11 protein-coding genes are annotated in these 14,958 nt (G+C 62.4%); 3 read left to right on the forward strand and 8 right to left on the reverse strand.

The window, feature by feature from the left end:
* Positions 1-10: 10 nt before the first annotated feature.
* The 3 genes from ET524_RS03400 to rplM form a co-directional block, all read right to left on the reverse strand.
* Positions 11-2,101, reverse strand: coding sequence for a glutamine synthetase III family protein (locus tag ET524_RS03400; RefSeq protein ID WP_129423343.1), 2,091 nt, complete (start codon positions 2,099-2,101; stop codon positions 11-13).
* A gap of 671 nt (positions 2,102-2,772) precedes the next feature.
* On the reverse strand, positions 2,773-3,165 hold the full coding sequence (gene rpsI, locus ET524_RS03405) for a 30S ribosomal protein S9 (protein WP_129423344.1): 393 nt from the start codon (positions 3,163-3,165) through the stop codon (positions 2,773-2,775).
* Between the two features lie 3 nt (positions 3,166-3,168).
* Complete coding sequence (gene rplM / locus ET524_RS03410) at positions 3,169-3,603, reverse strand: 50S ribosomal protein L13 (RefSeq protein WP_129423345.1); 435 nt, start codon at positions 3,601-3,603, stop codon at positions 3,169-3,171.
* A gap of 624 nt (positions 3,604-4,227) precedes the next feature.
* On the opposite strand from rplM, the gene metA reads away from it, so the two are divergent.
* A complete protein-coding gene (gene metA / locus ET524_RS03415) occupies positions 4,228-5,154 on the forward strand; it encodes a homoserine O-acetyltransferase MetA (protein ID WP_129423346.1) in 927 nt (308 codons plus the stop codon).
* A gap of 238 nt (positions 5,155-5,392) precedes the next feature.
* Positions 5,393-5,605, forward strand: coding sequence for a hypothetical protein (locus ET524_RS03420; RefSeq protein ID WP_129423347.1), 213 nt, complete (start codon positions 5,393-5,395; stop codon positions 5,603-5,605).
* Between the two features lie 72 nt (positions 5,606-5,677).
* Here the strand turns inward: ET524_RS03420 and ET524_RS03425 are convergent, their stop codons facing one another.
* The 4 genes from ET524_RS03425 to lysA form a co-directional block, all read right to left on the reverse strand.
* Positions 5,678-6,379: an HAD family hydrolase gene (locus ET524_RS03425; protein WP_129423348.1), complete on the reverse strand. Its 702-nt coding sequence runs from the start codon at positions 6,377-6,379 to the stop codon at positions 5,678-5,680.
* A gap of 73 nt (positions 6,380-6,452) precedes the next feature.
* Positions 6,453-7,136 carry an orotate phosphoribosyltransferase gene (pyrE, locus tag ET524_RS03430; protein ID WP_129423349.1) on the reverse strand — a complete coding sequence of 228 codons (684 nt, stop codon included), beginning with the start codon at positions 7,134-7,136 and terminating at the stop codon, positions 6,453-6,455.
* A 230-nt stretch (positions 7,137-7,366) separates the two neighbouring features.
* A complete protein-coding gene (locus ET524_RS03435; RefSeq protein WP_129423350.1) occupies positions 7,367-8,650 on the reverse strand; it encodes a homoserine dehydrogenase in 1,284 nt (427 codons plus the stop codon).
* A 258-nt stretch (positions 8,651-8,908) separates the two neighbouring features.
* Positions 8,909-10,264 carry a diaminopimelate decarboxylase gene (lysA, locus tag ET524_RS03440; protein WP_129423351.1) on the reverse strand — a complete coding sequence of 452 codons (1,356 nt, stop codon included), beginning with the start codon at positions 10,262-10,264 and terminating at the stop codon, positions 8,909-8,911.
* A gap of 443 nt (positions 10,265-10,707) precedes the next feature.
* Between lysA and ET524_RS03445 the strand changes: the two genes are divergently transcribed.
* Positions 10,708-11,103 carry a molybdenum cofactor biosynthesis protein MoaE gene (locus ET524_RS03445; RefSeq protein WP_129423352.1) on the forward strand — a complete coding sequence of 132 codons (396 nt, stop codon included), beginning with the start codon at positions 10,708-10,710 and terminating at the stop codon, positions 11,101-11,103.
* 86 nt (positions 11,104-11,189) lie between these two features.
* Here the strand turns inward: ET524_RS03445 and ET524_RS03450 are convergent, their stop codons facing one another.
* Positions 11,190-14,909 carry a phosphoribosylformylglycinamidine synthase gene (locus ET524_RS03450; RefSeq protein WP_129423353.1) on the reverse strand — a complete coding sequence of 1,240 codons (3,720 nt, stop codon included), beginning with the start codon at positions 14,907-14,909 and terminating at the stop codon, positions 11,190-11,192.
* Between the last annotated feature and the right edge of the window lie 49 nt (positions 14,910-14,958).

The raw sequence follows: 14,958 nt of genomic DNA on the forward strand, positions 1-14,958 counted from the left end.
TCCCGCTCGACTAACAGTAGAACAGGATGTCGTTGTAGGTGGGCACGGGCCACAGGTCGTGCGCTACCACGCACTCCATGGCGTCGACGCCGGCACGCAGGCGTTCCATCTTCGGCACGATCTCGTGCGCGTACTTGTTCGCCTTCTCCTGCTCGTCGGCGATGGCGCGCGCCTCAAGGTGCGCCTCATGCAGGTCGTTCAGCGCGGCGTTGATCTCCTTAATGCCGTCGGTGACCTTCTTCAGCAGCTCGTCCTGCACAGACGTGTCGATGCCTGCGGCGGCGGACTTCAGCTCGTTGATCTCGTTCGCAACCAGCGTGGCGTACTTGTTGATGGCCGGCAGGTACGTACGGCGCGTCATGCGCTTCATGGTGCGCACTTCGATGTTCATAAGCTTGGTGTACTTCTCAAGCTTCACCTCGTAGCGGCTGCGCACCTCCACCTCGGACAGCACGTTGAACTCTTCGAACAGCTTGATGCTTTCGGGCGCAACGTACGCCGGCAGCGCATCGGCCGTGGTGCGGTTGTTGGCCAGGCCGCGGCGCTCGGCCTCGGCGGGCCACTCGTCGGAGTAACCGTTGCCGTTGAAGATGATGCGCTGGTGCTTCTTCAGCGTCTCCTTGATGTAGGCGATGGCGGCAGACTCGAACTCCTCGCCCGTCTTGCCCTCCATGGCGTCGGCGAAGTCCTTCAGCGACTTGGCCATGGCCGTGTTCAGCACCATGTTGCAGTCGGCCAAGTTCACCGCCGAGCCCGGCATGCGGAACTCGAACTTGTTGCCCGTGAAGGCGAAGGGGCTGGTGCGGTTGCGGTCCGTGTTGTCCTTCAGGAAGTTCGGCAGCACCGAAACGCCCAGGTCAACGGCAACCTTTTCCGCAGACGTGTACTCGTGGTCGTCCACAAGCGCGTCCACGATGGCGCCCAGCTCGTCGCCCAGGAAGATGGACACGATCGCCGGCGGGGCCTCGTTGGCGCCCAAGCGGTGATCGTTACCAGCCGACGCGACGGTCATGCGCAGCAACTCCTGGTAGTCGTCGACCGCCTGGATGACGCCCGTCAGGAACACCAGGAAGCGCAGGTTGTCCATGGGCGTTTCGCCAGGGTCAAGGAAGTTCGTCTTGCCGGCGGAAATGGACCAGTTGTTGTGCTTGCCCGAACCGTTGATGCCATCGAACGGCTTCTCGTGCTGCAAGCACACCAAGCCGTGATGGCTGGCCAGCAGGCGCATCTTTTCCATGGTCAGCAGGTTCTCGTCGATGGCGCGGTTTGCGTTCGTGAACAGCGGCGCCAGCTCGTGCTGCGCGGGGGCAACCTCGTTGTGCTTGGTCTTCGCCGACACGCCCAGCTTCCACAGCTCGCTGTCCAGCTCCTTCATGAACTCGTTGACGGTGGGGCGGATGGCGCCGAAGTAATGTTCCTCAAGCTCCTGGCCCTTCAACGGGGAGTAGCCGAACAGCGTGCGGCCCGTCATGATGAGGTCGGAGCGCTTCGCGTAGTCCTTCTCGCTGATCAGGAAGTACTCCTGCTCGGCGCCGACGGTGGGGATCACGCGATCGACATGCTCGCCGAACAGCGCCAGCACGCGCTTGGCCTGCTCGTCGATAGCGCTCATGGAGCGCAGCAGCGGGGTTTTCTTGTCAAGCGCCTCGCCGGTATAGCTGCAGAACGCGGTGGGGATGCACAGCACCTCGTCCTTGATGAACGCGTAGCTGGTGGGGTCCCAGGCAGTGTAGCCGCGGGCCTCGAACGTGGCGCGCAGGCCGCCGGACGGGAAGCTGGAGGCATCGGGCTCGCCCTGGATGAGCTCCTTGCCCGAGAAGCTCATGATGGCGCGGCCGTCGCCGGTGGGATCCAGGAAGCTGTCGTGCTTCTCGGACGTGATGCCGGACAGCGGCTGGAACCAATGCGTGTAGTGCGTGGCGCCCTTCTCGATTGCCCATTCCTTCATGGCGTGGGCAACCACATTGGCCACCTCGAGGTTCAGAGGCTCACCCTTCTGGATGGTCTTCATCAGGTCTTTGTACGTTGCAGATGGCAGCCGCTCCTGCATCGTGTGCTCGTTGAACACCATCGAGCCGTAGATCTCAGGAATTTTCGACATAGGCGTGAGCTCCTTCATAGTTACCTTTCAGACGCGTGCTTCCCTCGAGACTGCTTACGGGTAAGCGGATTTGCCAATTCTCGTAGCTTAGCATCTTGAGCAGACAAGCTGCACGTCAACTTGCTATAACTTACGGTACCGGCGCTATGTTTCCGGTAGTTTTCAGGGGCGGTAACGTTTCGTTACGCGCGCGGCGTGAAGCCCGTCGCCGCCAACCACTCCAAGATTCCCCAACGGCAATCAATGCGTAGCCCCGAACAACCGCATATCACAACAAGCGGTAGCATATCTTGCCGAAAATCGCTCATGTATGTGATTTAATTTGCCGGCCCGAGCAAACAGCCACTTGCTGCTTGCATATGCCCAGGTCACAGCAGTCTGCAACCGATGGGCACTTGGCATGTCACCAGCAAATCACATACATGAGCGATTTTTAATCCGAAACACGCTACTTGCAGCGCATACCGACAACAAATCACCCAATTCCAGTTCGTTGAGGAGCCTTCCTGCCCGCCTTACGCTCGCCTACCACAGCAAAGTCGCCATTGCGAGGTTCCGCCGCAAGGCTCACCTCGCACTCCTCCTCAAAAACGCGGAAAGCCCGCTTCGCAAATGCGGAACGGGCTTTCGTGGCTTGCACGGCTGCGTAAACGCAACCGAAAGGTGCAAACTTAGCGCTTGCTGAACTGCGGGCGCTTGCGGGCCTTCTTCAGACCGTACTTCTTGCGCTCGACCATACGAGCGTCGCGCGTCAGGAAGCCAGCCTTCTTCAGCTCGGCGCGGTAGTCGCCAGCTGCCAGCAGGGCGCGGGAGATGCCGTGACGCAGAGCGCCGGCCTGACCCGAGATGCCACCGCCGTCGATGCGGGCGAGCACGTCGAAGTGATCCACAGTATCCGTGACCTTGAACGGGGTCTTGGCATAGTCGAGCAGGGCCTCGCGGCCGAAGTACTCTTTGCCGTCACGACCGTTGACAGTCACCTTGCCGGTGCCGGGAACGAGACGCACGCGAGCGACAGCGTTCTTACGACGACCAGTGCCGTAGTACAATGCTTCATTCGCCATGGGTTAGTCCTCCATCTTGATCTCGACCGGCTTCTGAGCCATATGCGGGTGCTCAGCACCAGCGTACACCTTGAGCTTCATGCCCTGTGCACGGCCCAGCGTGTTCTTCGGCAGCATGCCCTTGACGGCATGCTCGATGACGCGCTCGGGATGCTTGGCCATGGCCTCGGCGAAGGTCTCAGACTTCAGTCCGCCCGGATGACCGGAGTGGCGATAGTAGCGCTTGTTCAGTTCCTTCGAACCGGTCACGCGAACCTTGTCCGCGTTGATGATGATCACGAAGTCACCGGTGTCCACATGCGGCGTGTACTGCGGCTTGTGCTTGCCCTTCAGAATGGTAGCAGCCTTGGTAGCCAGACGACCGAGAACCTGGTCCTCAGCGTCGATGATGTACCATTTGCGCTCAACTTCATGGGGCTTAGCGTGATACGTCTTCACTTTTTTTCCTCCATGTCCTTCCTGTTACGCTGTGCGACCACAGCGCACAGGGTGTCGTTTTTCAAAAGTGCAGGTCTGTTGGCCGCCGGTTTCCTACGCCAGCACGCCGGGCCAGGGTCTGGACACCCCATCCAGTGGCGCTGCCTCCACCCTACGTTTACGGGGCTTTTGAAAGCGAACTTTTGTAGTCTACGGGTTTTGGCGCGAGCAAGTCAATGGGCCACGAATGCTCAACTGGGGAAATCCCGTGATTTTCACACGGATTGCACAGGTCCCGAGCGCGCGTTTACGCAAACTGCAACAGGCAGACGGGCGTGCCGGTTATCGCCCCATCCTTGCGCGCGCTTTCGCATAGACGAGGAGCCCGACACCAACGCGAGAGGCGCATTTCGCGGCAAATTCATCGAGCAGGAACGCGTCTAATTTCTGACGGTTTCGCTTTCCGCGCTTACTCTAGGGACTGCCCGTCTCGCGTCTTGCGCAATCCCTCGGGGCGATAACTTGCTTTCTGGTTTGCCAATAGCCCGGCTTTCGGATGCTTTGATATCATGGTGCCAACGGTATTTCGCGCTCGGCAAACGGCAAACCGCCCGAACGTGCATATATAGAAAGGAAGCATACGTCATGCCTATCCGCATCCCCGACCAGCTGCCTGCAACCGAGCAGCTTGAAAGCGAGAACATCTTCGTGATGACGGAGCATCGCGCCATGCACCAGGACATTCGTCCGCTGCGCGTGCTGCTGCTCAACCTTATGCCGAAGAAAATCGAGACGGAAACGCAGATCATGCGCAAGCTGTCCAACACGCCGCTGCAGATTGAAGTGGAGCTGCTGCACACCATCAGCCATGAGTCGAAAAACGTGTCGCAAGAGCACCTGAAAACGTTCTACCGCACGTTTGACCAGGTGAAAGACAACCGCTATGACGGCATGATCATCACGGGCGCGCCCGTTGAGCTGCACGAGTTCGAAGACGTGGACTACTGGGACGAGCTGTGCCGCATCATGAAGTGGTCCACCACGAATGTGCACTCTACACTGCACATTTGCTGGGGCGCACAGGCGGGCATCTTCTACCACTACGGCATCCAGAAGCACGAGCTGCCGAAGAAGCTGTCCGGCGTGTTCAACCACGACGTGCTGAAGCCCTCCAGCCCGCTGGTGCGCGGCTTCGACGACAAGTTCTGGGCGCCGCATTCGCGCCACACCACCGTCGACGCCGCCGACATCGAGGCCGATCCGCGCCTTGAGATCGTGGCGCAGTCCGACGAGGCCGGCGTGTACATCGCGAAGAGCATCGACAGCCGTCACTTCTTCGTGTTCGGCCACCCCGAGTACGACACCGACACGCTTCGCAACGAGTACAACCGCGACGTGAACAACGGCCTTGACGTGCCCGTTCCCGCGCACTACTTCCCCAGCGACGACCCCACGCAAGAGCCGGTCAGCACGTGGCGCGCGCACGCGCAGCTGCTGTACACGAACTGGCTGAACTACTACGTGTACCAGACCACGCCCTACGACCTGGACAGCCTCGGCGACGCCGAGTAGCAATGCGGCAGGGGGGGCGCCGGCTATGCTCGAAGCGCTGAAGACCGAATGAGCGCCGGCATTCAACGAGTGCGGAAGAGGAAGCGCGCCAAACTCGTGCCGAAACAGCCGGCAACGGCTTGACGCCGTAGGTTGCCCCAACCGATTGGCAGGGCCCCACGCCGTGGTGCGGGGCCCTGCCTGCGCTTAGATGAGATAATGCTTCCGGACTAAAAACGGGAAGGAGACGAGCAGCCCCATGGCGAAGTATTACACGCTGAAACCGCAGGTCACGCCTTTGCCGAAAGCTGATGATGCGAAGGACTCGGCTGCGAAGACGGCGAAGGACGGTGAGCAGCCCAAAGACGATCCGTTCATTCGCGCCGAGGCCGAAGACGACGACGGGTACGACCCTTATTCGGACCGTCCGCCCACGCCCGAGCCGCAGTTTCAAGCGAACCCTTGGGATTAGAAGACCGCCCGCGCTGGAGAATCCAACGCGGGCGGTTTGTTTTGGAGAGCGGTACGCCGCGACCGATGGCTTTTACTTTTCCGCTGCGCCCAGGAACAGAGGGCTTTCGTTCCAGGTCAGGAAGTCTTCGAGTTTGAGGTCCTCGAAAGTTTTGACAGCGTGTTCGGCGCCGGCCTGCATTGCCTCCCACGTGCCGGCGTCGTCGCTATCGTACACGCCGAGCGTGCGGTAGCCCGCGTTGCGCAGCGTGTCGATGGCATACGCGGAATCCTCCACGCCCCAAGTGGTTTCCTTCGGCGTGCCCATGATTTCGCGCGCGCGGTCCCACACATCGGGCTGGCGCTTCGTGGAATGCACGTCCTCCACCGACAGCACGCGGTCGAGCAGCGGCGCGAACCCGCAGCGCTGCATGCCCGCCATCAGGTACGGCTTCGGGCTTGACGACGCCACGGTCAGGTGCGCCCCCGCCTCGGCAAGCGCGCGAGCGAACTCAAGCGCGCCCGGCCGCGCTTCGGCGCGGTTGCGATAGAAGTCGAGCATGTACTCGTCGATCGTACGCACCACGTCGCGGTCGTCTTCGCCCAAGCCGAAGTGCTCGTGGAAATACGCGCCGCATTCGGGAATGCTCATAGGCGCAAGCGCGGCGATATCGTCGGCAGTCAGTTCGCCACCTGCGCGTTTTGCCAGGTCATATTGCAACTCATGCCACACACCCATCGAATCGAGCAACGTTCCGTCGCAATCGAAGATCACGCCGATATTCGAAGCATCCATATTTGTCTCCTTATTACGGAAAAGGCGGGCTTATGCTGCCCGCCCCCCGAAAACTTGAGTTATGCCCGCGCGGTTATTCCTTGGCGCCGTACTGCTCGTAGTACTTGTCGATGGCGGCCTTGATGTCGTCGCTGATGACAACTTCGCCTTCCACCTCTTTGTTGTACAGGCACTCTACAACTTCGGCCATGCTAACGATGGACGCCACCGGGAAGCCGTACTTCTCCTGCACTTCCTTCTGCGCCGTAACGACGCCGCCCTTGCCCACTTCCATGCGGTTCAGGCTAACGATCAGGCCCTTCACGTCCACGTCGGCGGCACCCTTCAGGATGGGGTACGTCTCGTCGATGGACTTGCCGGACGTGGTGACATCCTCGACCATGATGACGCGGTCGCCGTCGTGCAGGTCGGCGCCCAGCAGGTTGCCCTTATCTGCGCCGTGGTCCTTCACTTCTTTGCGGTTGCAGCAGTAGCGCACTTCCTTGCCATACAGCTCCTGCAGCGCGATGGCCGTGACCACCGCCAGCGGAATGCCCTTGTAGGCCGGGCCGAACACCACGTCGAAGTCCAGGCCGAAGTTGTCGTGGATGGCCTGCGCGTAGTACTTGCCCAGGCGATGCAGCTGCTCGCCCGTGACGTACGCACCCGCGTTCATGAAGAACGGCGACTGACGCCCGCTTTTCAGCGTGAAGCTGCCGAACTTCAGCACATGGCTCTCCACCATAAAGTGGATGAACTCTTCCTTATACTGCTCCATCATATCCCCTTTTCCGTATACCAGAGTGGGACAAATGGACAGTCCCTTTGTCCCACTCTCACTCACAGGTCCACCAAAGTCAGCGAGGGCGCTTGTGGTGCGTCGTATTCGGTTGAAGCAAGCGGGCATTGGCCTTTGGGCCATGCCCGCGCAGCTGAAATCGAAGACGGCGTGCCACAAGCGGCCACAGCGTCGAGCAGGTCCGCCGGCCGGCAGGCCGGCGGAACCTCCTAGTCTTCTACGCGGATAACGCTGGGTTCGGCGCGCAGGACGTCGTCGAGCTGGCCGATCTCTTCGAGCACACGGCGCACGCTGGCCTCGCTGGCGGTGTGCGTGACATAGCTGAGGTTCACCGTTTCGTGCTCGGCGCTGCCGCGCTGCACCACGCTGCGCACGCTGACGCCGTGTTTGGCGAACACGCCGGCCATAGAAGCCAGCACGCCGGAACGGTCAGCCACGGCGAAACGAATGTAGTACTTCGTGTGCAGCTGCTCCATCGGCACGATGGGCAGGTTGTCGGTGCACGTGCAGCCGACAACAGGCGGGATGCCCAGCGTCATGTGGCGCGCCACCTCAAGCACGTCGCCCATAACCGCCGCAGCGGCCGGGCCCGCACCGGCGCCTTCGCCGAAGAACATGGTTTCGCCCACGGCGTCGCCCGTGACGTAGATGGCGTTGTACACGCCGTTGACCATGGCCATCTGGTGCGCCTTCGGCAGCATGGTGGGATGCACACGCACGTCAATGCCCTCGGGCGTGCGATGAGCCAGCGCCAGCAGCTTGATGACATAGCCCATGTCGTCAGCCGTGTCCATGTCAAGCTGCGTGATGTTGCGGATGCCCTCGGTGTACACGTCGCCCAGCTTCACGCGGCTGTTGAACGCAATGGATGCCAGGATGGCAATCTTCGCGGCGGCGTCGAAACCGTCCACGTCAGCGGTGGGGTCGGCCTCGGCGAAACCCTTCGCCTGCGCCTCGGCCAGCGCATCGTCGTAGGACAGGCCGTCGTCGACCATGCGCGAAAGCATGTAGTTCGTGGTGCCATTCACGATGCCCATGACGGACGTGATCTCGTTGCTGATGAGCGAATGCTTCAGCGGCTGGATGATGGGAATGCCGCCGCCGACGCTGGCCTCGAAGCCCACTTCCAGGTTCTTCTCGCGCGCCAGGCCCATGACCTCTTCGCCGTACGTTGCCATAAGCGCCTTGTTGGCGGTGACCACGTTTTTGCCGGCGTTCAGCGCACCCAGCACGATGTCGCGCGCAACGGTGGTGCCGCCGATAAGCTCGATGACGATGTCGATTTCCGGGTCATTCAGGATATCGTTGAAGTCGTCTGTGAACAGGTCGGACACGCCATGCGCCTCGGCCTGTTCGGGATTGCGCGAGCACACGCGCACAAGCTCCATGTCAACGCCCAGACGGCGCTTGAAATCCTCGCGATGGTTGTGCAGGATGTCGATGCAGCCGCCGCCGACGGTGCCCGTTCCCACAAGTCCAAGTTTGATGGTCATATATCCCCCTTCAGAAAAGGCAGTTCCCAACAGTTCCGCTCCAAGCCAACTCAACGAACCTGCCTACCCCAAACCCGCAGGTCAAACTAAATGCCGCAGGTCCAACAAAGTCAGCGAGGGCGCCTGTGGTGCCCGGAATCGGCCTGAAGCAAGGCGGCATTGGCCTTTGGGCCATGCCGCCGCAGCTGAAGGTCGAGGCCGGGTGCCACAGGCGACCACAGCGTCGAGCGGTCCGCCGGCCGGCAGGCCGGCGGAACCCTAAAGATCACGATGATAAAGGTCGGCGTAGGTTTCGCGACGGGTGGTCACGCGTGCTTCGCCGTCCTTCACGAACACGATGGCGGGACGCGGCTGGCCGTTGTAGTTGCTGGCCATGGTGTAGCAGTACGCGCCGGTGCCGAACACGGCAACCACGTCGCCCACCTCGGGCGTCTGCAGCGGCATGTCGATAACCACGGCGTCGCCGCTTTCGCAATGCTTGCCGCACAGCGTGACGATCTCGGTACGCGGCTGGCCCGCCTTGTTCGCGATGGTCGGTTCGTAGTCGGCATGATACAACGCCGTGCGGATGTTGTCGGACATACCGCCGTCAATGGCCACGTACTTGCGGATGTTCGGCAGCGTTTTCAGGATTCCGATGGTGTACAGCGTGATGCCGGGCGTTGCCACCAGGCTGCGGCCGGGCTCAACGGCCAGGCGCGGCAGCTTCACGCCCAAGCGCTCGCAGTTCTCACGCACGGCGTTGACGGTGCATTCCGCGAACTGGTCGATGGTGGACGGCTTGTCCTCGGCGGTGTAGGCGATGCCCAGGCCGCCGCCCATGTCCAGCTCCTCGACCTCGTAGCCGTACGTTTCCTTCACGCGCGCGATGAACTCCACCATGACCTGCACGGCCTCGGCGAACGAATGCAGCGCGAAAATCTGCGAGCCGATGTGGCAGTGGAGGCCAGCCAGATGCACGTTCGGAGCCTCCAGGGCGTCCTTCACGCATTTGAAGGCGAAGTCGTTGAGCATGGTGAAACCGAACTTGCTGTCCTCGCAGCCCGTGCGGATGTACTCGTGCGTGTCGGCCTCCACGCCAGGGGTGACGCGCATGTAGATGTTCTGAGTGACGCCCAGCTCGCCGGCAATTTCGCTCACGCGCGCCAGCTCGATTCTGCTGTCAACCACAATGCGGCCTACACCTGCGGAAATGGCCTCGCGCAGCTCCTGCGGCGTTTTGTTGTTGCCGTGCACGAACACGCGCTCCATGGGGAAGCCCGCCTGCTGCGCGCACCACAGCTCGCCACCGCCGGACACGTCCAGGCACATGCCCTCCTGCGCGGCGATGCGCGCGGCCTCCTTGTTCAGAAACGCCTTCGACGCGTAGATGACGTCGGAGTTTTCGTAACGGCTGCGGAACGACGTGAGGTACGTTTCCATGCGGTTGCGCAGGTCAGCCTCGTCCATGACGTACAGCGCGGTGCCTTCCTTGTGCGCCAGCTCAACCATGTCGACACCGCCCACGAACAGGTGGTCGTCGCGAACCTCGGCCGTCATGGGCAGCACGGCGCCCAGGTCCATGGTGGTTCGGTTGTCGGGTTGCTTCGTGTGGTCTGATGGTGCCAAAGACATGGGAGCGCTCGCTTTCTTCGCATTTCCAGACGCCTGTTGCGCGAGCTTGTTGCCCACGGCAAACTAGCGACGTTTTTAATCCGAACCATAGTACCAGCCCGCGCGCGATGCACCATGTCCGGCGCGTAAATTTCGCGCGTAAAACAGGTAAGGAAGTGCGAGGCTTCCAGAAGCAGGGACGCCGGCTGTTCGAGCGCAGGTGCGCCAATCATCCCGCGAGCCGCAACCCTGCGTTCAGAGCGCTCGACGCGAATTCAGCTGCAAGCATTCACGCTGCCGCCTGAATATATTGGCGCCGGTCGATCCACCGCCCTCGATGTCGTTTCGCTTTTGGGGAATGCAAGTCATTCACGGCGCCCTCGCGCTTGTTTTATCACGGCCGGAATCCTGCGGCCAGATGCGGTACCATGGGTGCCAGCGATATCGTTTGAAAGGGGAAAACAATGGCGAAACCCGAACCGTCTATGGACCAGTGGCTGGCCGAGGCGAAGCAAGATCCGAAAGCCGCGCAGTGCGGCATGTTCCTGACGCACAACGGCGTGGTACGCGTAACGCCGAAGGCGCAGGTGCGCGAGGGCGTCGAGGGGCTTGGCGATGTGGCGCAGGTCGACTTCAGCTACGACGCCGAAGGCCTTGAGCAAGCCGTCAAGGAAGCACTCACCTGGCCGGGCGTCTATTATGTACGCGTATGGCTCAACGAGGGCGTGCTGAACGTGGGCGATTCGCTCATGTACGTGCTCATCGGCGCCGATATCCGCCCGCGCTGCATCGACGCGCTGCAGAAGCTGGTCGGCAAGATCAAGAACGAGCTGGTGGTGGAGAAGGAGATCTACGCGTAGAGGCAAGCGACGCGCCTGTATCTCGTTCCAAATACGAAACGGTGGCGAAGGGATATCCTTCGCCACCGTTTTCTTTTTCGTGCGCTTTAGTCCGTGAAGTAGCGGACGCCGCTTTCGAACAGGGGCATGAACTTGTTGCCCGGGACGTTCTTGTACAGACCGTTGCCGCGGCGTTCCACGTGACCCATCTTGCCGAGCACGCGGCCGTCGGGGCTGGTAATGCCCTCGATGGCCATGACCGAGCCGTTGGGGTTCACGTCCCAATCCATGCTGGGCTGGCCGGCCTCATCAACGTACTGCGTGGCAATGCGGCCCGTCACCTCAAGCTCGTGCAAAAGCTCGGGGCTGCACACGAAACGGCCTTCGCCATGGCTGATGGCCACGGTGTGGATGTCGCCCGGCTCGCACTGGGACAGCCACGGGCTCAAGTTGCTGGCCACGCGCGTGCGCACCAAGCGGCTTTGGTGACGGCCGATGGTGTTGAACGTCAGCGTGGGGCAGCTGTCGTCCATGGGGCGGATGTCGCCGTACGGCACCAGGCCCAGCTTCACAAGCGCCTGGAAACCGTTGCAGATGCCCAGCATCAGACCATCGCGGTTGAACAGCAGATCGCGCACCGCTTCGGTAACCTCGGGGGCGCGGAAGAACGCCGTGATGAACTTCGCCGAGCCGTCGGGCTCGTCGCCGCCGGAGAAGCCGCCCGGCAGCATGATGATCTGGCTGTTCTTGATGGCCTCGACCAGGGCCTTCGTGCTTTCGGCAACAGCGGCCGGCGTAAGGTTGTTGATGACCAGCGTGTCGGCCACTGCACCCGCCTGCTCGAACGCGCGAGCGGAATCGTACTCGCAGTTCGTGCCGGGGAACACCGGGATGATGACGCGCGGGCGGGCAATGGTGCCGTTGTACGTGAGCGGCAGGCGGTTGTCCACCGTCACCTGCTTCACCGGCTCGCCGGAGCGGCGATACGGGTACACGCTTTCGATACCCGACTCCCACGTTTCCTGCAGCGCGGCCATATCAAGCGTCTCACCTGCGGCAACGAACTGATATGCCTCGGTGGTGGCGCCGATGACGGCAACGTCAAGGTTGTCGGTTGCCTGAGGCAGCTGCGCATCGTCGGCCAGTTCCACCAGGAAGCTGCCGTACGCAGGCGCGAACAGCGCATCGGCGTCCGCGTCGTCAAGCGACACACCGAAGCCGTTGCCCACGCACATCTTGAACAGCGCCTCGGCGATGCAGCCGTAACCCGGCGTGGAAACCGCCAGCGCCGCACCCGAGCCGATAAGCTCCTGCATGGCGTCCATGGCGGCCAGCGCGTCCTCGGCCGCCGGCGCGATGCCCTCGGCGTCGTAGCAGCGCGGCGCCACCAAGGCCACGCGATGGCCGGCCCCCTTGAACTCGGGCGACGTCACGCGGCCGACCTTGCCCACTGCCGTGGCGAACGACACCAGCGTGGGCGGCACGTCAAGCTGCTCGAAGCTGCCGGACATGGAGTCCTTGCCGCCGATCGACCCGATGCCCAGGTCAACCTGAGCCATAAGCGCGCCGAGCACGGCCGCCGTGGGCTTGCCCCAACGGTCGGCGTCGCCGCGCAGGCTTTCGAAGTATTCCTGAAACGTCAGGTACATGTCTTGGCGCTTGAAGCCGGCCGCCACCAGGCGCGCGACGGACTCGACCACGGCCACGTACGAGCCGACGAACTGGTCGGCCTCGGTCAGATACGGGTTGAAGCCCCAGGCCATGCCGCTGCACGTGGTGGTTTCGCCATCAACGGGCAGCTTGGCAACCATGGCCTGCGCCGGCGTGAGCTGGTACTTGCCGCCGAACGGCATAAGCACGGTGGCTGCGCCGATGGTGGAGTCGAAGCGCTCGGACAGACCCTTGTTCGAGCACACATTCAAGTCGCCGACCAGGGAGTTCATGCGCTCAGCAAGCGTAGTGCCCTCCCAGGTGCGCGCGTAAGCGCCGCCGTCGGCCACGTGCACGTCCTGCTGCTTGGGCGCACCGTTGCTGGCCAGGAACTCGCGGCTGACGTCGATGATGGCTTCGTCGTTCCACATGACGCGCACGCGCGGCTCCTCGGTGACCTCGGCCACCACGGTTGCCTCGAGGTTCTCCTCGTGCGCGTAACGCAAGAACTCGTCCACGTCGGCAGCGGCGATGGCGCAGGCCATGCGCTCCTGCGACTCGGAGATGGCAAGCTCGGTGCCGTCGAGGCCGTCGTACTTCTTCGGAACCTTGTTCAGGTTGATGCGCAGGCCGTCGGCCAGCTCACCGATGGCCACGGAAACGCCGCCGGCGCCGAAGTCGTTGCAGCGCTTGATAAGACGGCATGCCTCGCCGCGACGGAACAGGCGCTGGATTTTGCGCTCCTCGGGCGGGTTGCCCTTCTGCACCTCGGCACCGCAGTGCTCAAGCGATTCCAGGTTGTGCTCTTTGGAGCTGCCCGTGGCGCCGCCAATGCCGTCGCGGCCGGTGCGGCCGCCCAGCAGCACCACCACGTCGCCCGGAGCAGGCGTTTCGCGGCGAACGTGGTCAGCCGGCGTGGCCGCCACCACAGCGCCGATTTCCATGCGCTTGGCAACGTAGCCGGGGTGGTACAGCTCGTGCACCTGGCCCGTGGCCAGGCCGATTTGGTTACCGTAACTGGAGTAACCGGCAGCAGCCGTGGTGACGAGTTTGCGCTGCGGCAGCTTGCCGGGCAGCGTTTCGGACACGGGCGCCAGCGGGTTCGCCGCACCGGTGACGCGCATGGCCTGGTACACGTAGCTGCGGCCCGACAAGGGGTCGCGGATAGCGCCGCCCAGGCATGTGGCCGCGCCGCCGAACGGCTCGATTTCCGTAGGATGGTTGTGCGTTTCGTTCTTGAACAGGTACAGCCAGTCCTGGTCTTCCCCGTTCACGTCCACCTTGCACTTCACCGTGCAGGCGTTGATTTCCTCGGACTCGTCCAGGCCGGTGAGGATGCCCTTGGCCTTCAGCCACTTCGCGCCGATGGTGCCCATGTCCATAAGGCACACGGGCTTGGCGTCGCGGCCCAGTTCGTGGCGCATGTCCAGGTACTGCTCGTACGCGGCCTTCACGCGCTCGTCATCGATGGCAACGTTCGTCATTTCCGTGCCGAACGTGGTGTGACGGCAGTGGTCCGACCAGTACGTATCGATCATCTTGATTTCGGTGATGGTGGGGCAACGGCCTTCGCTTTGGAAGTACTGCTGGCAAAACGCCAGGTCAGCCTCGTCCATGGCCAGCTCGCGCTCATCGATGAAGCCCTGCAGCTCGTCGGCGGTAAGGTCAAGGAAGCCGTCGAGCACCTCGACAGGCGCCGGCTGGGGCTGCGCCATGGCCAGCGTTTCGCGCACATCAAGCGACGCCTCGCGCGCCTCGATGGGGTTGATGACGTAGTGCTTGATAGCGTCCACGTCTTCGCTGGTCAGCGCGCCGGAAAGCAGGTACACCTTCGCGCTGCGCACCTCGGGACGCTCGCCCTGGCTGATGAGCTGGATGCATTCGCTGGCCGAAGCCGCGCGCTGATCGAACTGACCGGGCAGGAATTCCACGGCGAACACGAGCGCGCCGTCGGCGGCAGGCAGCTCGGAGGTGGCCACGTCAACCTGCGGCTCGCTGAACACGGTGGGGATGCACTGCTCGAACAGCTCCTGCGAGATGCCCTCCACGTCGTAGCGGTTCACCAGGCGCAAGCCCTCAAGCGCCGTGATACCCAGGATACTGCGCAGCTCGTGCGCAAGCTGCTGGGCCTCAACGTCGAAGCCGGGCTTCTTCTCCACATAGATGCGGGAAACCATGGACGTCCTTTCTGTACGTCGTGTGCCGGGCGCACGCGGCGCCCTTCCG

The sequence above is a fragment of the Senegalimassilia faecalis genome (assembly GCF_004135645.1).
Classification (GTDB): Bacteria; Actinomycetota; Coriobacteriia; order Coriobacteriales; family Eggerthellaceae; genus Senegalimassilia; species Senegalimassilia faecalis.

Bases quoted from the DNA above. Each gene is read 5' to 3' on its own strand.
- metA (WP_129423346.1), top strand. From the start codon at position 4,228: ATGCCTATCCGCATCCCCGACCAGCTGCCTGCAACCGAGCAGCTTGAA.
- ET524_RS03435 (WP_129423350.1), bottom strand. From the start codon at position 8,650: ATGACCATCAAACTTGGACTTGTGGGAACGGGCACCGTCGGCGGCGGC.
- rpsI (WP_129423344.1), bottom strand. From the start codon at position 3,165: ATGGCGAATGAAGCATTGTACTACGGCACTGGTCGTCGTAAGAACGCT.
- lysA (WP_129423351.1), bottom strand. From the start codon at position 10,264: ATGTCTTTGGCACCATCAGACCACACGAAGCAACCCGACAACCGAACC.
- ET524_RS03445 (WP_129423352.1), top strand. From the start codon at position 10,708: ATGGCGAAACCCGAACCGTCTATGGACCAGTGGCTGGCCGAGGCGAAG.
- ET524_RS03450 (WP_129423353.1), bottom strand. From the start codon at position 14,909: ATGGTTTCCCGCATCTATGTGGAGAAGAAGCCCGGCTTCGACGTTGAG.
- ET524_RS03400 (WP_129423343.1), bottom strand. From the start codon at position 2,101: ATGTCGAAAATTCCTGAGATCTACGGCTCGATGGTGTTCAACGAGCAC.
- pyrE (WP_129423349.1), bottom strand. From the start codon at position 7,136: ATGGAGCAGTATAAGGAAGAGTTCATCCACTTTATGGTGGAGAGCCAT.
- ET524_RS03425 (WP_129423348.1), bottom strand. From the start codon at position 6,379: ATGGATGCTTCGAATATCGGCGTGATCTTCGATTGCGACGGAACGTTG.
- ET524_RS03420 (WP_129423347.1), top strand. From the start codon at position 5,393: ATGGCGAAGTATTACACGCTGAAACCGCAGGTCACGCCTTTGCCGAAA.